This is a genomic window from Phycicoccus sp. Soil802 (genome assembly GCF_001429605.1).
Lineage (GTDB): Bacteria > Actinomycetota > Actinomycetes > Actinomycetales > Dermatophilaceae > Pedococcus.
In genome coordinates, this window is record NZ_LMSS01000007.1 from 416,506 (window position 1) to 438,307 (window position 21,802).

Consider the following 21,802-nt stretch of genomic DNA (forward strand, 5'->3'; position numbering starts at 1 on the left):
CGAACCAGTGTTCAACTTAGCCGAAGGATCGAACCATGACCACCACCACCACCACCACCACCACCACCAAGAAGGTCGCACTCGTCACCGGGGCATCCTCGGGAATGGGCAAAGCATTCGCCATCCAGCTGCAGGAAGCCGGCTTCCTGGTCTACGGCGTCGCCCGACGCACCGACCGCATGAACGACCTCAGCGCTCGTGGCATCAATACCTTCGCCATGGACATCACCGACGACGCTTCGACCAGCGACGGTGTCCGCCGGATCCTTGCTGAAACTGGCCGGATCGACGTTCTCGTCAACAACGCTGGCTACGGGTCCTTCGGCGCCGTGGAGGATGTTCCTCTAGAGGAAGTGCGCCGTCAGTTCGAGGTGAATGTGTTCGGCGCCGCTCGACTAGTCCAGCTGGTACTTCCGTCGATGCGATCCCGCAAGAGCGGCACCATCATCAACATCACCTCCATGGGTGGAAAGATCTACACGCCGTTCGGCGCCTGGTACCACGCCACCAAGTTCGCGTTCGAATCTTTCAGCGACTGCCTCCGCCTGGAAACAAAGCCTTTCGGCATCAACGTCGTGATCATCGAGCCTGGCGCGATCCGGACCGAATTCAACGGCATCGCCGCCGATAACCTCATCGAAACATCCGGCAAAGGCGCGTACGCAGACAAGGCCGCGAAGGTGGCGAAGGCAGCTCGGGCTGAGAACACCAGGCTGTCGTCGCCCCCGGAGCTCGTGGCCAGAACCGTCGTCAAAGCGGCCACCGCACGCCGCCCCAAGACGCGCTATGCCGTCGGGTTCGGCGCCAAGCCCCTCATCTTCACCCGCAGCATCCTCCCCGACCGGGCATATGACGCAATGATCCTTCGCGTCAGCGGAGCCCACTGACCACGCACGGCCGAGAAACGCACCAGGTACGCCTGCTGTGGTGGGTCCGGTCCGCCGAGGACGCCTACTACAGCCGGGCGCTCAAGGAGCAACGGCGGGCGTCCGGCGGGACGCTGGACGCGCTCGTCCAGGTCGGACGGTTTCGCCCTGAGCAGCTGAAGGCCGAGATCGGCCGCGAGGAGCCCGAGCGGGTCGCGTTCGTTGTCGTCGGCCCGAACTCGGCCTTGCTGGCCACCCTGCGGACGCTGCGACGCCTCGGGTGCCCCGTGGCCACGTTCACCACGAACGCCTGACCATGTGAGCCGGCCCATGAAAGCGGCGAGGCTGGGAGGCACCGAGAAGGCCTCCCGGTCTGATGCGGACCCGGCCTAGGGTCGAAGGCGAAGTCCCAGATCCCCAACACAGAGGACGTGCGAGCAGGCACATGGTTCGCACCCCTCCACCCCGGCGGGCCTACGCCATGGGCGGGCCAGGAGCCTTCGACGACCTCGTCGCGGGCCGGCGCACCCCGGTCCCGTTCAGCGTCGACGAGCAGGGGCGGATTGCACCGCACTCCGGCGGCTACTGGTACCACCACCCGCTGCAGGACCCGCACTCCGCAGTCCGCGACGCCCTGTCGACCACGACCTGCTGCAGCGACTTGAGCAGCGCACCGGCATCGCGCTCGCCTGACTCATTGCCACCGAAGGGACATGAAGATGAAGCACCGCAGACTTGGCCAACAGGGACTCTCAGTCGCTGAGCTCGGCCTCGGAACCATGGGCATGACCGCCTTCTACGGCCCCGGCCCGAGCCGCGAGGACGGCATCGCCGTCCTCCGCCGCGCCCACGAGCTCGGGGTCACCCTGTTCGACACCGCCGAGCTGTACAACCAAGGCACCGATGCGAACGAGGCGCTCGTCGGCGAGGCGCTGGCACCGTTCCGCGACCAGGTCCAAATCGCTACGAAGTTCGGTAACGTCTACGACGCCAATCTCGGAGCCAACCGCTACGACAGCCGTCCAGCGAACATCCGTCGGGTCGCGGAAAACAGCCTGCGGCACTTGCGGACCGACGTGATCGACGTGTTCTACCAGCACCGGCCGGACCCGGACGTCCCGGTCGAGGAAGTTGCCGGGGCGGTGGGCGAGCTCGTTGCTGAGGGAAAGGTCCGCTTCTTCGGGCTGAGCGAGTCCGGTCCTCAGACGATCCGCCGCGCCCACGCGACCTTCCCGGTCTCGGTGGTGCAGACCGAGTACTCGCTGTTCGAGCGCGGCGTCGAGTCCGACGTGCTGCCGACGGTGCACGAGCTCGGGATCGGGTTCGTGGCGTACTCGCCGCTCGGCCGCGGCTTCCTCACCTCTGAAGTCAAACCCGCCGACGAGTACGACGAGAACGACATGCGGCGCGTCGATCCCCGCTGGCAGGGCGAAGACTTCGCGAACAACAAGCAGGCGATCGACCAGCTCGCCGCGTTCGCCGGAGCCAAAGGCATCACGCCGGCGCAGCTGGCGCTGGGCTGGCTGCTCGCTCAGGGCGAGGACATCGTGCCGATCCCCGGCACCCGCAGCCGGACCCGGCTGGAGGAGAACCTCGCCGCCGCCGAGGTCAGCCTGACCGCCGAGGATCTGGCCCGAATTCACGACATCGTCCCCCACGGGGCTCACGGCTCACGCTACGTCTCCGAACACCTCCCCGTTTGGGAGTGACGGCGTGACGGCGCCGTCCCGACAGCAAGCAGCAGAACAAGCGAGAGCGAGAAGCACCATGAAGGCATTCATCGTCGGAGCGGCCGGTGGCGTGGGCACCCGCCTGGCCACCCGCCTCGTCGAGGCGGGTGATGCCGCCACCGGCATGTTCCGCAACCCCGACCACCGATCCCGCGTCGAGTCCGCCGGGGCTACTCCGGTGATCGGCGACCTCATCGCCGACGACGTCAACCAGCTCGCCGCGAAGATGGCCGGCCACGACGCGGTGGTGTTTACCGCCGGCGCCCACGGCACCGGCATGGAGCAGACCACCCTCATCGACGGACGGGGCATGGAGAAGGCCTCGGCGGCCGCCGCGCAGGCGGGCATCGCGCGGTTCGTGCTGGTCTCGGCCTACCCGGAGGCCGCCGCCGCCCCACAGGGCATCAGCGAGGGGTACGCGCACTACCTGCGCACGAAGAAGGCCGCCGAGGTCTTCCTCACCAGAACCGAGCTGGACTGGATCATCGTCCGCCCCGGGCACCTCGTCGACAAGCCCGGCGACGGCCTCGTGACCGCCGGACCGGCCCTGGTCGAGCAGGACGTGCCTCGCGACGACGTCGCCGCGTTCATCGTCGCCGCCCTGCACGAGCCCACCCTGAGCCGCACCATCGTTGAGCTTGCAGACGGCGCCACCCCGGTGACCGACGCCGCCCGGCAGGTAGCGAATTCCGTCGGTCCCCGACGCTGACAACCCGTCCCGGAACCAACTGCCTGAGGCTGCCGACGCGAGCTGAGGACCCGACCGTGAGTCCGACGACCACCGTCGCCGCAGAACGAATCAAAGGGGAGGTCCCATGACTGGTCACGGCACCCAGCAGAGCCGCAAGCAGAACCGCGATAAACGCAGCCACCGGCGCGACGTTCTCAGAGCCATTCCTGGTTGGCAGGTCGCACGTCGTCGAGCTCTTGGCGGATCCGCTTGCCGATGGCGACCAGCCGCTTCCTCGGGAGGCGCATCGTGGGCCCGGCTACCGCGATCGCGGCGCGAGGGGTGATCGCGACGGCGACGCAGGAGATCCCGGCCTGCTGGCTGTCCAGGTCCAGGGCGAAGCCGTTCCGTTCGGCCTCGGCGACCTCCCGCGCGTGGCCCTCAAACGCCTGCGGGTCCTCGCCGCGTACCGAGGCAGCAAGATCATGGTCGGCGGCGAGCAGGGCGTGGCCGAGCGCCTCGCCCAGCAGCGACTTGCGCTCCCCGGGCCTCACCGCCAGGTGCAGCGGCTTGACCGACTGCACCGCGTCCACGCAGAGGTAGTCGTGCCCGGTGACCAGGGCGAGAAACGCCGACTCGCCCGATGCCTCGCTGACCCTCTGCAGCACCGGGCGGATCCGGGCGCGCAGGGCCTGCTCGGCCGCGGCGTCCAAGCGCTGCAGCTGGTTCACCTTCCCGGTCAGCCGGTACGAGCCTCCCTTGCGGTCTTGGGCGATGTAGCCCAGGGCCTCAAGCGTGGCGAGCAGGTTGTGCGCGGTGCTGCGGTGCAGCCCAGCGCCGTCGGCGAGTTCGCTCAACCGAGCTCCTTCGGGCTGCCGGGCGATGCGCTCGAGAAGGGCGAACGCTCGCCCGACCGACTGGACCACTGGGCGGCCATTGATGCCAGATTCCATGATGTTGAATCCTAGCAGTCATGAGTTTGCCATCGTGGAGCGTTGAGTTCAGGATCAATCAGGAAGGCAGGCCGAAAGCCTGACAACACCCGCCGGAGCCGGCCGCCTCCCACAATTACAAGGACCACTAGGAGAAGACCCATGGCACGCATCGTCCTCATCACTGGCGCGAACCGCGGCATCGGCCGCGAGCTCGGCGCCCAGCTCGCCGCCGGCGGCGACACCGTCCTGCTCACCGCCCGCGACGAGCAGAAGGCCATCCGGGCCGCCTCCGAGATCGGTGGCGACGTCCACCCGATCCAGCTCGACGCCTCCGACCAGGCGTCCGTCGACGCCGCGGCGGCGAAGGTCGCCGCGCAATACGGCCGCGTCGACGTGCTCGTCAACAATGTCGGCGGCCTGTTCGGCTATGACCAGCAGCCCTCCACCGTGAAGCTCGACAAGTTGCAGGAGGTGCTGGACCTGAACCTGATCGCCAAGTGGCGCACCACCCAGGCGTTCCTGCCGCTGGTGCGCAGATCCGCGCACGGCCGGATCGTCAACGTCTCCAGCGAGGCGGGCTCGATCGCTCGGATGGGCGCACACACCGCCGCCTACAGCGCCTCCAAGGCCGCGCTCAACGCCTTCACCGCCGCACTGGCCGCCGAACTGGAAGACGAGGGGATCACCGTGCACGCCGCATCGCCGGGGTGGACCGCCACCGACCTCGGCGGCGAGGGCGGCCGCCCCGTCCCCGAGGGCGCGGCCTCCATCAAGCACGTGGTGAATCTTCCCGCCGACGCCGGCACCGGTGGCTTCTACCAGGATGAGGGAATCGTTCCCTGGTAAGACTCCAGGCACAGGTCGAGGCCGCGCTTCCGCGGCCTCGACCTACCGCTTTTCACCAGCGGGCCCGAAGTTTCTGCGTCCGCGCACCAGCCCTGACGAGTCGGAACGGGGGCCAGGCTGTAGAACCCCACCGCAGTTCCGCTCCGAGCCCGGCGGTTAGGCAGATGAACGAACGCCTTCGTCGTGGGGTCACCAAAGAGTTCTCTGGCCGTGGCTTGAATGTCGAGACCGGGTCAGTGGGCGAACCGGTTGATCTTGCGTATCTGCTTATCGAACACGCGGGCCGGAACGAAGCGGCGCAGGGCGCTGACTCGAGTGGCGGTGCCGCCGGCCGGGTATCGAAGTCTCGGCTTCGCGTCGGTTGCCGCGTTGACGACCACCTTCGCCACGGTGGCCGCGTCGTCAGCGCCACCGCTCGAGTCCGCTATCACTTCGGCGAACGTCTCCCGCTGGTGTGCGTATGCCGGGATGAGGACTTCGGGACGCACCACGGCCGTACCAAATGCCGTCGAGGTGGGTCCGGGCTCGACGAGCACCACGCGAACGCCGTACTCGCGCACCTCGTGGTCCACCGACTCCGAGTAGCCTTCGAGCGCGTGCTTGGATGCGACGTAGACCGCCATGTGAGGCTGTGGGACGAGCCCGACGATCGACGAGATGTTGACGATGCGGCCCCGTCCCTGCGCGCGCATGTGGGGCAACACCGCCTTCATCATGCGCATCACGCCAACGACGTTGACGTCGATGACGTTGCGGTCCTGGGCGACCGAGAGCTCCTCGGCGGCGCCTAGGGAGCCAATGCCTGCATTGTTTACCAAGACGTCCAGACGGCCGTAACGCCCTATGACGTGCTCGACAGCCGCGATCACGGATGCATCATTTGAGACGTCGAGGTCAACGTAGGTCAGGCCATCGCGACCGGTGAGCCCTGACGCGTGGCGGCTGGTCCCCACCACTTGGAATCCGGCCTCGACCAGGCGATGGGCGACCTCCTTGCCGATGCCCGAGGAGGCGCCCGTCACGAGTGCCACTTGCTGCTGCGTTGTCATGGTGAGTTTCCTTGAGTTGTGGACTGCCGATCATAATATTACGTTCATACTACAATAGGCTATGGTGACCCGCAGGGCAAGCGACCCCGCCACCAACCTGGAGAAAGGCATGGCACGCGGCACGTCTTTAGTATGTCGATCGCCATACAATTATCCCCGGCAGGCGCTGGGACTGTCGCTAACCGGGAGGTGCACGTGGCTAGGTACGGCAAGGAGCACAAGGAGGCGACCCGGCAGCGGATCGTCGATGCCGCCGGCCGGCGCTTTAAGAAGGACGGGATCGACGGGTCCGGGGTCTCGACCCTGATGACTGACGCCGGGCTCACCAACGGAGCCTTCTACGCCCACTTCGCGTCCAAGGACGACCTCGTCGCGACGGTCCTAGGGGACCAACTTGATCGACAGGCGTCGGAGTTCAGCAAGCTTCCGGCCGGCCGCGCCGGACTCGAGGTGCTTGTGCGCGAATACCTGTCGCGCGCCCACCGGGACCACCCTGACGCGGGCTGTCCCTCGGCAGCACTCCTTGACGAGGTCGCACGGTCCGCGCCAACGACGAAGAAGGCGTACACCAGCGGCGCGAAGGCGATCCTAGCCGAGATCTGCACGCGCCTCTCTCCGGCGGATCCGGCGTCGGAACGTCAAACCGCGCTCCTGCTCTTCACCATGCTCGTGGGGTCCATGCAGCTGGCTCGGGCGTTGTCCGACAAGAAGCTGTCGAATGCCGTCCTCGAGGACGGCATCCAGAGCGCATTGGCGCTTTTGGACACCGGGAACTCGTAGAAGGCGGCGGGACGGGAGCGCCTGTGACCCGGGGCACGCCCTCTTAGGCAAGCTTGGTCTTTTCGCAGCGTGACCGGCACGTGAGGCAAGGCCATTCGTGCCGATCCCCCAAGTCGCGCGACGAGACGCATGCTGGGCAGGTTCATGCTGGGCAGGTTAGGGGCCCTCTGTAGCCGTTCGGCTCGAACGTGGACTAGCTATCCCCAGATTTTTCTCCGTCAGAGCGGCCGCACGGGAAGACTGCCGGTCGATCTCTCTTGGCTGGCAGCCCAAGAGGCGAGTAGTTGGAGCTTCTCCTCTGTTTCGGAACCCGCTTCGGCGGTGTAGGTGACGATGGTTAGCCCAGTCTCCCCGGGAATCTCGAAGGCGTCGAAGGTGAGGTGGAGTAGTCCGATCTCGGGGTGGCGGAAGCTCTTTTGGCCGGTGAGGTGGGCGTGGACGTCCTGGCGGGCCCAGTCCTTGCGGAACTGAGGGCTCCGGGTGGACAGTTCGCCGATCAGGGCGGTGATCTCGGCGTTGAGGGGGTCGGCACCGGCTTGGAGGCGGAGCATGGCAGCGGTGAGGCGGCGGGCCAGAGGCCAGTCAACGTAGAAGTCCTGGGCGCGCCGGTCGAGGAAGATGAATCGGGCCATGCTGGGCCGGTCGGTGTCGAAGTGCATGGTGTAGAGGGCGCGGCCGAGCAGGTTCGCTCCGATGAGGTCTTGCTGCATGTTGTTCACGACGGCGGGGACGGTGAGGTTGTCGAGAACGCGCTGCACGGATGCGCGTACCTGGCCCCTTATTGGTTTGCGCGGCCGGGCCGAGGGGGCCGGGGCGTGGCGGGCGAGGTCGAACAGGTGGGCCCGTTCGACGTCGTCGAGCTGGAGGGCTCGGGCGAGGGATTCGAGGATGCTTTCGGAGGCTCCGCGGATGTTGCCGCGTTCGAGGCGGATGTAGTAGTCGAGACTGATGTCGGCTAGCAGTGCGACCTCTTCGCGGCGAAGCCCGGGAACGCGTCGTTCGGTGCCGTAGTCAGGGAGTCCTGCCTGAGCGGGGGTGACCTTCGCGCGTCGAGAGACCAGGAAGTCTCGAACCTCGTTGTTGTTCTCCATCTGCCTGCTCCTAGCCTTCGTGCCCTATTCCTTCGACCCTGCGTTCGGCCGCTCGCCCGCGTCGAAGAGGAAGGAGGCATCCCCTTCGGCGCGGGCGTGGCTTACGTCCTAAAGGGTGAGGAGCACCTTGGTGGCGGTGCGCTGATCCATGGCCTTGTAGCCGTCGGCGGCCTGCTCAATCGGCAAGGTGAGGTCGAAGACCTTGCCAGGCTCGATCTTGCGGTCCCAGATCAACTGGATCAGGTCGGGTAGAAAGCGGCGAACCGGGGCAGGGCCACCGTGCAGGGTGATTTCGGCGAAGAACAGCTGGTCCGCCGGGATGCTCACGCCCTCGTGGGCGACGCCGACGAAGCCGACATGACCGCCGCCCCGGGCGGAGCCGATGGCCTGCAGGAACGACTCCTCCGTTCCGACCGCCTCGACGACGCCATGCGCGCCGAGCCCGCCGGTGAGCGCTTTGAGCTTGGCGATGCCTTGGTCGCCGCGCTCCTCAATGACGTCCGTCGCTCCGAACTCGCGTGCCAGGGCCTGTCGCTCGGGGTGGCGGGAGAAGATGACGATCCGCTCGGCGCCGAGCTGCTTGGCGGCGAGCACACCCATCAGGCCGACAGCCCCGTCGCCGACGACCGCGATCGTCTTGCCAGGGCCGGCCTGGGCGGCCCAGGCGGCGAACCAACCGGTGCCGAGCACGTCGGAGGCTGCAAGCAGATGCGGAATCAGGTCGGCATCGGGCTGTCCGGGCGTAGCGACCAGGGTGCCGTCGGCGTAGGGGATGCGGGCCTTGTCGGACTGGGTCCCGATAGTGGCAGAGACGAATTCGGCGTTGACGCACTTAGACGGGTAGCCGGAACGACAGATCTCACAGGTACCGTCCGAGATGACGAACGAGCCGACGACGAAGTCGCCTGGCTTGACGGTCGTTACATCTGTGCCAACCTCCTCGACGATGCCGACATATTCGTGCCCCATGGGGGCGTGGTCAACGTCTTCAACGCCGCGGTAAGGCCAAAGATCCGACCCGCAAATGCAGGTCGCGGTCAGCCGAATTACCGCATCGGTCGGGTCGATGATCTTCGGGTCTTCGCGGTCCGCGACTCGAACCTGACCCGGGGCGTCCATGTACACCTGACGCATGTGCTGCTTCTCCTCGTTAGAATTGGAGACGGTCCCGGATCGCTCGCCGGGAGCCCGCCGTCCGGTAGTTGCTGGCATCCCATGTTGCTATGGAACTCCGCTGGGTGGGAGGCACGGCCAGTGCCCCTCAGCCGATCAGTCGGGCAGGAACACGCCCTTGCCGCTGTCCTGCTTATCGAGCAACGAGTACGCCGCGGCCGCTTCATGCAACGTCCAGCGGTCTGTGAACAGCGCGTCGATGTCGATGTCCCGACTGACCACGAAGTCAGACAGCCGCTCCATCGATGGGACTGACAGGGTCCACGATGTCCTCGCCGTGATCTGCTTCGATAACTGGTCTGTGATATCCACCTGGATCGCGTTCCCACGTCCCACCCAGCAGGTCGTGCCCCAGAGGTCCAACACTTGCAGCGCTTGGTTCGCGGCCGATGGAGCACCGGAGGTTTCCAAACTCTTGCTGACGCCGCGACCGCCCGTAAGCTCCAAGACCGCTTCTCGGACGGACGGCACGTCATTTGGGTTGATGAGATGCGTCGCCCCGAACTCGCGGGCACGTGCCAATCGACGCGGCTCGATGTCAAGAGCGATGACTCGGGCTCCCAGGGCCGCTGCCAGTCGCGTGGCCGAAAGGCCCACCGGGCCCTGACCAAAGACAGCGACGGTGTCGTCCCCTCGAGCGTTGATCATCTCGAGCGCTCCCCAGGCGGTCCCCGTGCCGCAACTGATAGCCGCCGCGCTGAGAAATGACATCCCTTCAGGCATCGGCAAGATGGAACTGAAGGGCACCCGGACCAGTTCGGCGTGGGACCCATCAACGGTGTATCCCATGGCCTTGAGTCCCGATCGGCAAAGGTGGGGCCAGCCAGCCCGGCACTGGTCGCAACGACCACATCCGAAGTAGTGATGAACGAGCACTGGGCGACCGATCCATGCCGTAGGGACGCCCGCTCCCACGGCAGCGACGACACCGGCCGGCTCGTGACCAACGATCACCTTCGGGGCCATCCCTCGGGGAGCGCGATACTCATGCAGATCCGAGCCGCACATACCAGACGCTCGCATCTCAAGAACCACTTCCCCCGCTCCTGGAGTTGGGTCGGGAAAGTCCTTTACTTCAAGTTCGCGGTCGCCGTGAAAGACGATACCTTTCATCGCTCTGCTCCTTGGGTTCGCTGGTTCGGGATTCGTGTCCACCGCTGCACGCACACAGGTATCGCACGGTGGTTGGACCTATCAGGAGGACGGAAGCGACTGGCCACTCCCAGCGGTTTTGTAAGTATCAGGGAAGCTCGGCGGCCGGCAGGATCGAAGAGATGCGCCACTGGCCCTCTCTTCTCACGACGACATAGAGGTGACTGCTCGTGTTGATCGCCGAGTCGTCCTCTCTGAGCCGACTTACGTGTCCGATGACAATTGCCGACACTTCACTGAGGACCCACAGATTGATGACCTGCGCGGTGTGGTGGGAGAACCCAAGTTTCCGGTACGCCAGCCCCATATCCCGCCGCCAGGCCCGTATGGCAGCGCGAACCATTGTGAGTAGTCGTTTCCGTCGAGAGTGGCGGTGCCGGCGTAGTACTTCTTGAAAAACTCAAGCACTGCGTGAATGCGTGGGGCGACATTCCAGTCATTCCCTCGTTGAGTCACCTTGAAACTCCGTCTACTTGGTCCGAATTCATTTGTCAACGACCCGCTGGACCCGCCCACCCGGAGAGTGGGGGAACGATCGGGAAGCCGTGCTCCTGGAATTCGTCAATGTTTGGGTCATGGCTCATGAACACGCGGTCGCAGTAGCGGCGGATTTTATGTATCGACTGGATGGCTTCGCTAGACGAAGAGTTGATACCAGGCGGCGACGGTGCCATCAGGTTCTCCATGCTGCCCGCCGCGTCCCCGACGACGCAGAGCACGCCCTCGGCGGTATTGACCAAGACGGATTGATGGCCCGGAGTGTGGCCCGGCGTCTGGATCAGCCGGACACCGGGTAGAACGTCATAGTGGTCCACATCGATGAGGGTGTAGTTCAGAAAGCTGAGTTCTGTTCCTGTCCAATCGAAGTCGTACAGGGCCGCTTGCGCCGTATCCGGGGCAAGCGCGTACTCCCATTCGGTGCGGGAAACGAAAAATTGGGCACCTGGAACATCACGGTTGTTCTCTGCATGGTCACAATGGAGGTGCGTGTTGACGACCACGTCGACATCACTTGGCTTCCAACCCAGCGTCGCCATGCGACCTTTTAGGGTCTCTTCGGGGTCAAGAGTCGTAGGAGCGAGCCTTGAATGCCTGACCGCATCCTTGATGCCTGTGTCGACCAGAATCAACGAGCCGTTCCCCTCCACCACCGCCGCCCAAACCGGGATTGACTGGATGTTGGGTTCCCTGCCAGGCACAGAGGGGCCCATGTCGAAGTCCACCTTCCCGAGACGAATTGCATGGACTTTGTACTCTGGCAGCATTTCCACTTGCCTCCGTTCATGCCTTGATTACCTAAATGACAGTGTGGCTAACTATCCGAGTGCACGTGCACGGACAACTTGGCGGGCAAGCGTCAGGCATCTGGTCGCCACCTGATGAACGTGACCGTGCCCGTCGACCACTTGCAGCAGCCCATGGTCTTTTAGCGTGGCCATCAATAGCGGCAAGGAATCGGAGAAGCGCTGATATGAGTTTCGCACCCAAGCTTCAAGGTGTTCCGACTCGCATGGGCGGGTCCCGGGGAGAAGCCGTCGCAAGACTTCTCGCTCACCGACACCAAGCACAAGAGCTACGTCAATGGTTTGGCCACAGTCTCGTGTCCAGTTGAGCAAGAGTGACAGTTGTTGGGCCGTTCTCGGGTAGCCGGCAAGGACCCATCCAAGCGATGTGTCTGTTCGGGCAAGGCCGTCACGGGCGACCGCATGAAGGATGTTCTCGGAAACCGGCCCACCATGGCCCATCGAGCGCTTGGCCAGGTCCCCTAATGGCGTGCCTCGGCTGATGTGTAGCCGCAAGAAGTCGTCAACAGAGACGGCTGATAGGCCCAAGGCCCCGGCAAGTAGACGCGTCTGAGTCATCACGCCTGCGCCCGGCGGTCCCAGAACGATGGCCCTCACCTCTGTTCGTCCCGAGCTTGAGTGGGCAACAACGGCCCGCCATCCGGGGTGTCCCCTTCGCTCTGCCGGCTCTTGAACCTCGAGTGCGTCCGATCGGCATCCACGCGCGGGAGCGGGGGGGCGTAGGTGTCCCCGAGCAGCCACGGCGTCATACCCTCTGCCAGGCCGCCCAGGAATGTAGTCATCCCATCGAGGGAAGCCGCCTCGCCCTGCTCCCGCGAAGCGAGCGGCCACGGCGCCTTGGCGTGCGCGTGGTCGCTGATCATCGTGAACCAGTGCGCGACCACGACGACCGGCAGCCGCGACATCCGGGTGTGCCCCAGGAACTCGCGCAGCAGCGTCACCGTGCGGGCGCCCTTGTCACCGGTGCGGGTGGCGTCGGGCTGGCCGAGGCGGAAGACGGCGAGGAACTGCCGGATCACCCTGGCGAACAGCGCGATGGCGGTCAGGGCGACCGCGAGGCACACGACGAGCGCGACCACCTGAAGTGCAGTCACCCTTCCGCCCTTCTACGACTGTAGCTACGAAAATGTCGTTTCAGACCACTGCTTCTCGCGCGTCGCGAGCGAGAGGATGTCGCTGCTCTCGACGCCTGAGCGCGTCCGCGTGTCGGCGACGCTGGACTGCCGTCAGGGGCGACCATCGGGGAACTCCCGTGGGACGGCCGTCGTCATCGGTGGCCACCATGGTGAAGTAGCAACTGTTGGTGTGGCGGACGATGCGAAGGACCAAGTCCTCGGTGGTCACGCGAATGCCAATCTCCATAGAAGTTCGGCCCGTGTAGTTGACGCTGGCCTCGAAGGTCACCAGCTCACCGACATGGATGGGCTCACGGAACACCACGCGGTCGACCGAGAGAGTGACTGCATAGTGGCCGGCGTAGCGGCTTGCGCAGGTGTACGCCACCTGGTCCAAGAGCTTGAGCAAGGTGCCGCCGTGGACATTGCCCCTGAAGTTGGACATGTCGGGTGTCATCAAGACGGTCATCGAGAGCCGTTGGTTGTCCTGGTCGACTGATGGCTCGGGGGTGGCGGCGCTCATGACTCCCTTTCGATCCGTAATCCCGGATGCGTATACGCTATAGTGAACTGCGCCAGTGAATCAATAGCGGTCGGTCCGGTGCGGTCGGGAATCAGCTCGTTGTTGCGGGCGACCGATACGTCGCAACAGGCATGGAGGGATAGTCGTGCTGTTTACTGAGTCAGGACTTCCCTTTCGGACGGTCTACGACCACACGGACCTGGGAGGGATGCCAGCACACCAGAATCTGGGTGAGCCGGGTCAGTTCCCCTACACGCGTGGTGTCTACCCGAACATGTACACGGGGCGGCCGTGGACGATGCGGCAGTACGCCGGGTTCGGGACGGCCAAGGAGTCCAACGAGCGCTACCACGAGCTGGTCGCGAACGGCACCGGTGGGCTGTCCGTGGCCTTCGACCTGCCGACCCAGATGGGGTATGACTCCGACGAGGCGATCGCGCACGGCGAGGTCGGCAAGGTCGGGGTGGCGATCGACTCGATCGACGACATGCGGACGCTCTTCGGCGGCCTGCCGCTCGGTGACCTGTCGACGTCGATGACCATCAACGCTCCCGCCGCGACGTTGCTGCTGATGTACCAGCTGGTCGCGGAGGAGAACGGCGCGGACGCGTCCCGGCTGGCCGGGACGATCCAGAACGACGTGCTCAAGGAGTACATCGCGCGTGGCACCTACATCTACCCGCCGAAGGAGTCGCTGCGGCTGATCAGCGACATCTTCGCCTACTGCCACAAGGAGCTGCCGCGCTGGAACACCATCTCCATCAGCGGCTACCACATGGCCGAGGCCGGGGCGACTCCCGCGCAGGAGATCGCCTTCACCCTCGCCAACGCCAAGGAGTACGTGCGCGCGGCCCAGGCTGCCGGCCTCGACGTCGACGACTTCGCCCCCCGGCTGTCGTTCTTCTTCGTGGCGCGGACGACGTTGCTGGAGGAGGTCGCGAAGTTCCGGGCGGCCCGCCGGATCTGGGCGCGGGTCATGCGGGACGAGTTCGGGGCGAAGAACCCCAAGAGCCAGATGCTGCGGTTCCACACCCAGACCGCCGGGGTGCAGCTGACCGCGCAGCAGCCCGAGGTCAACCTGGTCCGGGTGGCGCTCCAGGGCCTGGGCGCGGTCCTCGGCGGCACCCAGTCGCTGCACACCAACTCCTTCGACGAGGCGATCGCGCTCCCCACGCAGAAGGCCGCCCGGCTCGCCCTGCGCACCCAGCAGGTGATCGCCTACGAGACCGACGTGACCAAGACCGTCGACCCGTTCGCCGGCTCCTACGTCGTGGAGTCGATGACCGACGACGTCGAGGCCGCCGCGCTCGACCTCATCCAGGCCGTCGAGGACCGCGGGGGAGCGGTCGCCGCGATCGAGCAGGGCTTCCAGAAGTCCGAGATCGAGCGCTCGGCCTACCGGACCGCGGGGGAGCGGTCGCCGCGATCGAGCAGGGCTTCCAGAAGTCCGAGATCGAGCGCTCGGCCTACCGCATCGCCCTCGAGATCGACAGCAAGGAACGCACCGTCGTCGGCCTCAACCGGTTCGCCCTCGACGAGGAGGAGCCCTACGAGCCCCTGCGGGTCGACCCCCAGATCGAGCACGACCAGCGCGAACGGCTCGCCGCCCTGCGCGCCGAACGCGACAACGCCGCCGTCGAGGCGGCCCTCGAAGCCGTCCGAGAGGCAGCGAGGGGCACCGACAACCTGCTCTACCCGATGCGCGAGGCCCTGCGGCTGCGGGCCACCGGCGGCGAGGTCAGCCACGCGCTGCGCGACGTCTGGGGCCTCTACGTCCCGCGCGAGACGTTCTGAGGGCGTCTAACTGATGACTGTCGTCGCCGATTCCGTCGCTGATCCGCTCTCCGTGGGTGGCACCGACGTCCCCGACCCCGAGTCGGGCATCGACATCCACTCCACCGCGGGCAAGCTGGCCGACCTCAAGCGTCGGGTCGCCGAGGTCGCGCACGCAGGGTCCGAGCGCGCCATCGAGAAGCAGCACGCCCGCGGCAAGAAGACCGCCCGCGAGCGGCTCGAGCTGCTGCTCGACGAGGGTTCGTTCATCGAGATGGACAAGTACGCCCGGCACCGGTCGGTCGCGTTCGGCCAGGAGGCCAACCGCCCCTACGGCGACGGGGGCTCGACGAGGGTTCGTTCATCGAGATGGACAAGTACGCCCGGCACCGGTCGGTCGCGTTCGGCCAGGAGGCCAACCGCCCCTACGGCGACGGGGTCGTCACCGGCTACGGCACGGTGGACGGTCGCACCGTGGCGGTGTTCGCGCAGGACTTCACCGTCTTCGGCGGGTCCCTGGGCGAGGTCTTCGGCGAGAAGATCTGCAAGGTGATGGACTTCGCGATGAAGGTCGGCTGCCCGGTGGTGGGGCTCAACGACTCCGGTGGCGCCCGCATCCAGGAAGGTGTGGTCTCCCTCGGCCTCTACGGCGAGATCTTCCGCCGCAACGTGCACGCGTCCGGGGTCATCCCGCAGATCTCCCTGATCATGGGACCCTGCGCCGGCGGGGCGGTCTACTCCCCCGCCGTCACCGACTTCACCGTGATGGTCGACCAGACCTCCCACATGTTCATCACCGGCCCCGAGGTCATCAAGACCGTGACCGGTGAGGACGTCTCGTTCGAGGACCTCGGCGGCGCGCGGGCGCACAACACCAAGTCCGGGGTGGCGCACTACATGGGCTCCGACGAGCAGGACGCGATCGACTACGTCAAGGAGCTGCTGTCCTACCTGCCCTCGAACAACCTCGAGGAGCCGCCCTCGTTCGCCGACGACGGTGAGCTGCCGTCGCTGGAGGTGACCGAGCAGGACCGCGAGCTCGACACGCTGATCCCCGACAGCGCGAACCAGCCCTACGACATGCACACGGTGATCAGGACCGTCGTCGACGACGGCGAGTTCCTCGAGGTGCAGCCGCTGTTCGCCCCGAACATCCTGGTCGGCTACGGCCGCATCGAGGGCCGGTCCGTCGGGGTCGTGGCCAACCAGCCGATGCAGTTCGCGGGCACGCTCGACATCGACGCCTCGGAGAAGGCGGCCCGGTTCGTGCGGACCTGCGACGCGTTCAACATCCCGGTCCTCACCTTCGTCGACGTGCCCGGCTTCCTGCCCGGCACCGACCAGGAGTGGGACGGCATCATCCGCCGCGGCGCCAAGCTGATCTACGCCTACGCCGAGGCGACCGTGCCGCTCGTCACGGTGATCACCCGCAAGGCCTACGGCGGCGCCTACGACGTGATGGGGTCCAAGCACCTCGGAGCCGACATCAACCTCGCGTGGCCCACCGCCCAGATCGCCGTGATGGGCGCCCAGGGAGCGGTCAACATCCTCTACCGCAAACAGCTCGCCGCGGCCGCCGAGGCCGGGGAGAACGTCGACGAGGCCCGGGCCCGGTTCATCGCCGAGTACGAGGACACCCTCGCCAACCCCTACATCGCGGCCGAACGCGGCTACATCGACACCGTCATCACGCCCTCGAACACCCGGATGAACGTCACCAAGGCCCTGCGGGCCCTGCGCACCAAGCGCGAGACCCTCCCGCCCAAGAAGCACGGCAACATCCCCCTATGAGCGCCCACCACCACTCATCCATCAGGCTCGCCACTGGCCAGCCCACCCCTGAGGAGCTGGCGGCCGTTCTGATGCTGCTCCTTGGCCCCCAAGCCCCGGCCGCTCCGACGTTCTCGCGTGCGTCGGAGTGGCCGGGTTCCACGCGCCGCCACCGCCGCACTATCCGCCCGGGCCCGGGAGCCTGGCGCGGTTCGACGCTCCCCCATCCCTAAAGGAGATTCCGTTGGCCGCAACGCTGACCAAGCTGTCCCACCACGAGCCGGTGATGCCGCGTGCGCGGGTCGTCATGGCCAAGCCCGGCCTCGATGGACACGACCGTGGCGCCAAGGTGATCGCTCGGGCTCTGCGGGACGCCGGGTATGAGGTGATCTATACGGGACTTCACCAGACACCGGAGCAGATTGTCGCGACCGTCATCGCCGAGGACGCCTCGATCCTCGGGCTTTCCATCCTCTCCGGCGCCCACATGACACTGGTGGCCAGAGTCATCGAGCTTCTCGCCCAGAACGGCGCATCGGACACGGCGGTCCTCGTCGGCGGCATCATCCCCCGCGACGACGTCTTCGCCCTCGAGATCCTCGGGGCACGGGGCGTCTTCACCCCAGGTGCATCAACACAAGACGTGGTCGACGCCGTTCACCACCTTTCGGCTGTGTACGGCTCAGTTGTGGAGAGATCCTGATGAAGAAGGTCCTCATTGCCAACCGGGGCGAGATCGCCGTGCGCATCGCCCGCGCGTGCGCCGACAGCGGCATCGGCTCCGTTGCCGTGTATGCCGATCCGGACCGCGACGCCCTGCACGTCAAGGTGGCTGACGAGGCCTACGCGCTCGGTGGCAACACCCCGGGCGACTCCTACCTGGTGCAGGAGAAGCTGCTCGAGGTGGCCCGCAAGTCCGGGGCCGACGCGGTCCATCCCGGCTACGGCTTCCTCGCCGAGAACGCCTCGTTCGCCCAGGCCGTGATGGACGCCGGGCTGAGGTGGATCGGTCCCTCCCCCGAGGCCATCGACTCCCTCGGCGACAAGGTCAAGGCCCGGCACATCGCCGCCCGCGCCAACGCGCCCCTGGTGCCCGGCACCGCCGACCCGGTCGCCGACGCCGACGAGGTCGTCGCGTTCGCGAAGGAGCACGGCCTGCCGGTCGCGATCAAGGCGGCCTTCGGCGGCGGCGGTCGCGGCCTCAAGGTGGCGCGCACCATCGAGGAGATCCCCGAGCTGTTCGACTCGGCCACCCGTGAGGCGGTTGCGGCCTTCGGTCGCGGCGAGTGCTTCGTCGAGCGCTACCTCGACCAGCCCCGCCACGTCGAGACCCAGTGCCTGGCCGACACGCACGGCACCGTCGTCGTGGTCTCCACCCGCGACTGCTCGCTGCAGCGGCGGCACCAGAAGCTCGTCGAGGAGGCCCCGGCGCCGTTCCTGTCCGACGAGCAGAACGCCGAGCTGCGCCGCGCCTCCAAGGCCATCCTCACCGAGGCCGGNCACCAGAAGCTCGTCGAGGAGGCCCCGGCGCCGTTCCTGTCCGACGAGCAGAACGCCGAGCTGCGCCGCGCCTCCAAGGCCATCCTCACCGAGGCCGGCTACACCGGTGCCGGCACCTGCGAGTTCCTCGTCGGCCAGGACGGCACCATCTCCTTCCTCGAGGTCAACACCCGCCTGCAGGTCGAGCACCCGGTGACCGAGGAGGTCACCGGCATCGACCTGGTGCGCGAGCAGTTCCGGATCGCGAACGGTGAGGCCCTCGGCTACGACGACCCCGCCCCGGTCGGCCACTCCTTCGAGTTCCGGATCAACGGCGAGGACGCCGGCCGCGGCTTCCTGCCCGCCCCCGGCGTCGTCGCCGTGTTCGAGCCACCGTCGGGCCCGGGGGTCCGCCTCGACTCCGGCGTCGTCGCCGGCGACGTCATCGGTGGCGCGTTCGACTCGATGCTGGCCAAGCTGATCGTGACCGGCCGCGACCGGCACCAGGCGCTCGAGCGGTCCCGACGCGCGCTGGCGGAGTTCGTCGTCGACGGCATGCCGACCGTCCTGCCGTTCCACCGCGTCATCGTGTCCGACCCCGCGTTCGCCCCCGAGGGTGACAAGCCGTTCACGATCCACACCCGCTGGATCGAGACCGAGTTCGACAACCAGATCCCGCCCTACTCCGGCGTCGTGGCGCAGGCGCCCGAGGAGACCGGCGAGCGCCAGAGCGTGGTCGTCGAGGTCGGCGGCAAGCGCCTCGAGGTCGTGCTCCCCGGCGGGCTCGCACTCGGCGGTGGCTCCAGCGCTGCGAAGAAGAAGGCGCCCCGACGCTCCGGCGGGTCGAAGGCCGGTGCACCCGCCTCGGGCGACTCCCTCACCGCCCCCATGCAGGGCACCATCGTCAAGATCGCCGTCGAGGAGGGCCAGCAGGTCGCCGCGGGTGAGCTGGTGGTCGTCCTCGAGGCGATGAAGATGGAGCAGCCGATCAACGCCCACAAGGCCGGCACCATCAGCCGCCTCGTGGCCGAGGTCGGCCAGACCGTCACCAACGGCGCAGTCATCGCCGAGATCAAGGACTGAGGACCAGTCCCTCGTCGCACGCTCTATTCGTAGATGTGCACTCCGATCAACATGTTCGTACAGTCGAAACGCTTTCAGGAAGAAGGAGGTCACGTGGCTGTGAGTGGCAACGAGGTCCAGACGGCTCGACCGCTACCCCACGTCGCCATGGTGGTCATCGCGCGACCCCTGCGACGCAACGCGCTCAACCTCGAGATCAAGAGCCGAATCGCGGACTTGGTTGAGGAGCTGGACCGGGATCCCAGCGTCCGAGCGATCATCATCACCGGAGGTTCTGAGGTCTTCGCGGCCGGGACCGACGTCGACGAGATGGTGAGCATGTCTCCGACAGACCACACCCTCCGGGCCTCGGACCGCATGTTCACCACCATCCGTCAGTGCCAGACCGCGGTCATCGCGGCCGTGGAGGGCTTCGCGCTTGGCGGCGGTTGTGAGCTGGCGATGAGCTGTGACCTCATCGTGGCAGGCGCTGGGTCCCGGTTCGGTCAGCCTGAGATCAGGGTGGGGGTCATGCCGGGTGCCGGCGCGACGCAGCGGATGGTGCGGGTCCTAGGCAAGTACCGCGCCCTTCGCCTGCTGCTGTTGGGGGACACGATCACCGGCGAGGAAGCACTGGCCATGGGGTTGGTGTCCGAAGTTGTCCCCGACGGGGACGCCGTACAGCGGGCACAAGAGCTAGCCAGTGCCATCGCGGAGCTGCCTCCCCTCGCCATCCGAGCCATCCTTGAAGTGGTCGATGCGGGCGCTGACGTGCCGCTCGAGACGGCTCTGCTCCTGGAGCGGAAGGCCTTTCAGCTCCTGTTCGACTCTGAGGACCAGGTCGAGGGCATGCGTGCGTTCCTGGAGAAGCGACCCCCGGACTTCCTCGGTCGGTAGCCGATAGGGGTGAGTGGCTGCTGCTTCTGCCGATGTCCGGCGTTGCCGCGCCGAGGACAGTTCATTCGAGGTCGATGTACACGCACTTCTCGTAGAGGAAGGCGTCGATGTGAGCCGGACTTCCTTTGGTGCCATAGCCGCTCAACTTGGCGCCCGACATGCCGACCGCCGGATCCATCAACCCGTAGTTGTTGACCCACACCGTTCCCGCCCTGATGCCGTGAACCATGCGCATGGCGGTGGAGAGTTTCGTGGTCCATACGCCCCCAGCCAGGCCGTACTCTGTGTCGTTCGCCAAGCGGAGCGCCTCGTCCTCGTCATCGAAGGGGAGCACAGCGATGACCGGTCCGAAGACCTCCTCTCGAGCGATCGTCATGTCGGACGTCACGGCGGAGACGACGGTGGGTTCGACGAAGAAGCCGCGGGCGAGGTCGCCGAGGAGCCGCCGCCCTCCTGCCGCCACCGTCGCACCCTGCGGCACAGCGCCGTTGACATAGCCCATCACCCGGTCCAGCTGCTGCTGGGATACGACCGGTCCCAGGTCGACCTCTGGATCCATGCCGTTGCCGACCCGAAGCCCGCTCGCAAATGTCGACAGGCGGTCCACCACCTCGTCATGGATGCTCCGTTGCACCAACAGCCGCGAGCCTGCGACGCACAACTGCCCGCTGTTGGAGAACACGGACATGGCCGCGCTGGGCACTGCGCGGTCCAGGTCGGCATCGGCAAACACGACATCCGGAGACTTGCCGCCGAGCTCCACCTGCACTCGCTTCATGTTGCTCGCGGACGCCGCCACGATCCGCCTACCCGTTGCGGCCGAACCGGTGAACATGATTCGGTCGACGTCGGGGTGGGCCGCCAAGGCGGCACCGGCAGTCGGACCAAAACCCGTGACGACGTTGACCACTCCGTCAGGGAGTCCTGCGTCACGCAGCAGCTCGACCATGTAGAGGACCGACAGTGAAGCGACCTCTCCGGGCTTCAGGACTGCCGTACAGCCGGACGCGATGACACCGCAGACGGTCCACCACTCCCCGATCAGGGGGTTGTTCCAGGCCAGTACGGCACCGACGACGCCCAAGGGCGCCTTGAGCGTCATGGTCATGACCGCGCCCGGCAGGCTGTTGGGCAGGGTCTCGCCCGCGACGTTCGTTGTCTGGCCCGCGTAGTAGGCGATGATCTGCAGCACCGTCGACTTCAGCCCCAGCGTTCGGGTGATGGGCGCGCCGAGGTCGAGCGTTTCGAGGGTCGCCATCTCCTCGAAGCGCTGGTCCACGAGCTCGTGAACTCGCATCAGCAGCGTCTGCCTGTCGTAGGGCGTCCAGCGCGACCACGTCCCCTCGAACGCCACGCGTGCCGCGCGTACAGCCCGGTCGACGTCAGCTGTCTCGCCCTGGGCCAGCTGGCCGAGGACCAGGCCGGAAGCAGGGTCCAGTGTGTCGAAAACCTTCTCCGCCTGCGCCTCGACCGACCGCCCGTCGATCCAGAGGCCCATGGGCCCCTTGATGAACGGGTGAACGGGGGTGACGGCGAGATCGGTCATGCCGTGGCCCTTCGGTGCTTGTGCCGACGAGGCGGCCACAC

Annotated in this window: 20 protein-coding genes and 3 pseudogenes; 13 read left to right on the forward strand and 10 right to left on the reverse strand. The window is 66.5% G+C overall.

The genetic code is table 11. The annotated features are described in order from the left end of the window. Positions 1–35: 35 nt before the first annotated feature. The 3 genes from ASG91_RS18845 (at position 36) to ASG91_RS18855 (ending at position 3,305) form a co-directional block, all read left to right on the forward strand. Positions 36–887 (forward strand): oxidoreductase, encoded by an 852-nt coding sequence (locus ASG91_RS18845; protein WP_056924153.1) that lies wholly within the window; start codon positions 36–38, stop codon positions 885–887. A 692-nt stretch (positions 888–1,579) separates the two neighbouring features. Then, positions 1,580–2,575: an aldo/keto reductase gene (locus ASG91_RS18850; protein WP_235545782.1), complete on the forward strand. Its 996-nt coding sequence runs from the start codon at positions 1,580–1,582 to the stop codon at positions 2,573–2,575. 58 nt (positions 2,576–2,633) lie between these two features. Continuing rightward, complete coding sequence (locus tag ASG91_RS18855; RefSeq protein ID WP_056924154.1) at positions 2,634–3,305, forward strand: NAD(P)-binding oxidoreductase; 672 nt, start codon at positions 2,634–2,636, stop codon at positions 3,303–3,305. A gap of 176 nt (positions 3,306–3,481) precedes the next feature. Here ASG91_RS18855 and ASG91_RS18860 read toward each other — a convergent pair whose 3' ends face one another. Next, on the reverse strand, positions 3,482–4,219 hold the full coding sequence (locus tag ASG91_RS18860) for an IclR family transcriptional regulator (RefSeq protein WP_082594325.1): 738 nt from the start codon (positions 4,217–4,219) through the stop codon (positions 3,482–3,484). A gap of 141 nt (positions 4,220–4,360) precedes the next feature. On the opposite strand from ASG91_RS18860, the gene ASG91_RS18865 reads away from it, so the two are divergent. Continuing rightward, positions 4,361–5,047, forward strand: coding sequence for an SDR family NAD(P)-dependent oxidoreductase (locus ASG91_RS18865; protein WP_056924156.1), 687 nt, complete (start codon positions 4,361–4,363; stop codon positions 5,045–5,047). Positions 5,048–5,280: 233 nt separating this feature from the next. On the opposite strand, the gene ASG91_RS18870 is transcribed toward ASG91_RS18865, so the two are convergent. Beyond that, positions 5,281–6,096 (reverse strand): oxidoreductase, encoded by an 816-nt coding sequence (locus tag ASG91_RS18870; RefSeq protein WP_056924157.1) that lies wholly within the window; start codon positions 6,094–6,096, stop codon positions 5,281–5,283. Positions 6,097–6,228: 132 nt separating this feature from the next. Between ASG91_RS18870 and ASG91_RS18875 the strand changes: the two genes are divergently transcribed. Next, positions 6,229–6,876: a TetR/AcrR family transcriptional regulator gene (locus ASG91_RS18875; RefSeq protein ID WP_200961359.1), complete on the forward strand. Its 648-nt coding sequence runs from the start codon at positions 6,229–6,231 to the stop codon at positions 6,874–6,876. A 218-nt stretch (positions 6,877–7,094) separates the two neighbouring features. Here the strand turns inward: ASG91_RS18875 and ASG91_RS18880 are convergent, their stop codons facing one another. The 7 genes from ASG91_RS18880 to ASG91_RS18910 all read right to left on the reverse strand — a co-directional run bounded on the left by ASG91_RS18880 (position 7,095) and on the right by ASG91_RS18910 (position 13,234). After that, complete coding sequence (locus ASG91_RS18880; protein WP_056924159.1) at positions 7,095–7,967, reverse strand: helix-turn-helix transcriptional regulator; 873 nt, start codon at positions 7,965–7,967, stop codon at positions 7,095–7,097. A 108-nt stretch (positions 7,968–8,075) separates the two neighbouring features. Next, positions 8,076–9,101: a zinc-dependent alcohol dehydrogenase family protein gene (locus tag ASG91_RS18885; protein ID WP_056924160.1), complete on the reverse strand. Its 1,026-nt coding sequence runs from the start codon at positions 9,099–9,101 to the stop codon at positions 8,076–8,078. A 135-nt stretch (positions 9,102–9,236) separates the two neighbouring features. Beyond that, positions 9,237–10,253 (reverse strand): zinc-binding dehydrogenase, encoded by a 1,017-nt coding sequence (locus tag ASG91_RS18890; protein WP_056924161.1) that lies wholly within the window; start codon positions 10,251–10,253, stop codon positions 9,237–9,239. A 530-nt stretch (positions 10,254–10,783) separates the two neighbouring features. Next, complete coding sequence (locus ASG91_RS18900) at positions 10,784–11,515, reverse strand: N-acyl homoserine lactonase family protein (RefSeq protein ID WP_162257555.1); 732 nt, start codon at positions 11,513–11,515, stop codon at positions 10,784–10,786. A gap of 93 nt (positions 11,516–11,608) precedes the next feature. Continuing rightward, a complete protein-coding gene (locus ASG91_RS21490) occupies positions 11,609–12,193 on the reverse strand; it encodes a nucleoside monophosphate kinase (protein ID WP_157606428.1) in 585 nt (194 codons plus the stop codon). Next, the gene (locus ASG91_RS18905) at positions 12,190–12,690 is read right to left on the reverse strand and encodes a hypothetical protein (RefSeq protein ID WP_056924164.1); all 501 of its coding nucleotides are present in this window, start codon (positions 12,688–12,690) and stop codon (positions 12,190–12,192) included. The genes ASG91_RS21490 and ASG91_RS18905 overlap by 4 nt, the downstream gene beginning before the upstream one ends. 40 nt (positions 12,691–12,730) lie before the next feature. Beyond that, on the reverse strand, positions 12,731–13,234 hold the full coding sequence (locus ASG91_RS18910; protein ID WP_056924165.1) for an acyl-CoA thioesterase: 504 nt from the start codon (positions 13,232–13,234) through the stop codon (positions 12,731–12,733). A 208-nt stretch (positions 13,235–13,442) separates the two neighbouring features. On the opposite strand from ASG91_RS18910, the pseudogene ASG91_RS18915 reads away from it, so the two are divergent. The 8 genes and pseudogenes from ASG91_RS18915 to ASG91_RS18935 all read left to right on the forward strand — a co-directional run. After that, positions 13,443–14,579 (forward strand): annotated as a pseudogene (locus ASG91_RS18915) (methylmalonyl-CoA mutase); the annotation flags it as partial. Positions 14,580–14,686: 107 nt separating this feature from the next. Then, positions 14,687–15,028, forward strand: a complete 342-nt coding sequence (locus ASG91_RS21390; protein WP_256363738.1) for a methylmalonyl-CoA mutase family protein — start codon at positions 14,687–14,689, stop codon at positions 15,026–15,028. Positions 15,029–15,041: 13 nt separating this feature from the next. Further along, positions 15,042–16,798: pseudogene (locus tag ASG91_RS18920) on the forward strand (acyl-CoA carboxylase subunit beta). Then, positions 16,795–17,010 carry an acyl-CoA carboxylase subunit epsilon gene (locus ASG91_RS21495; protein ID WP_082594327.1) on the forward strand — a complete coding sequence of 72 codons (216 nt, stop codon included), beginning with the start codon at positions 16,795–16,797 and terminating at the stop codon, positions 17,008–17,010. Before ASG91_RS18920 ends, ASG91_RS21495 begins: the two are co-directional and overlap by 4 nt. Positions 17,011–17,021: 11 nt before the next feature. Continuing rightward, positions 17,022–17,480: a cobalamin B12-binding domain-containing protein gene (locus ASG91_RS18925; RefSeq protein WP_371262065.1), complete on the forward strand. Its 459-nt coding sequence runs from the start codon at positions 17,022–17,024 to the stop codon at positions 17,478–17,480. Then, positions 17,474–18,276, forward strand: an 803-nt coding sequence (locus ASG91_RS21330) for a biotin carboxylase N-terminal domain-containing protein (protein WP_305728753.1), incomplete at its 3' end; no start/stop codon positions are given. The genes ASG91_RS18925 and ASG91_RS21330, both read left to right, overlap by 7 nt. 1 nt (position 18,277) lies before the next feature. Further along, positions 18,278–19,339: pseudogene (locus ASG91_RS21335) on the forward strand (biotin/lipoyl-containing protein); the annotation flags it as partial. 33 nt (positions 19,340–19,372) lie between these two features. Next, on the forward strand, positions 19,373–20,215 hold the full coding sequence (locus ASG91_RS18935; RefSeq protein ID WP_200961360.1) for an enoyl-CoA hydratase-related protein: 843 nt from the start codon (positions 19,373–19,375) through the stop codon (positions 20,213–20,215). Positions 20,216–20,276: 61 nt separating this feature from the next. On the opposite strand, the gene ASG91_RS18940 is transcribed toward ASG91_RS18935, so the two are convergent. Further along, entirely contained in the window at positions 20,277–21,800 is a 1,524-nt protein-coding gene (locus ASG91_RS18940) for an aldehyde dehydrogenase (protein ID WP_200961361.1), read from the reverse strand. Positions 21,801–21,802 lie beyond the last annotated feature (2 nt).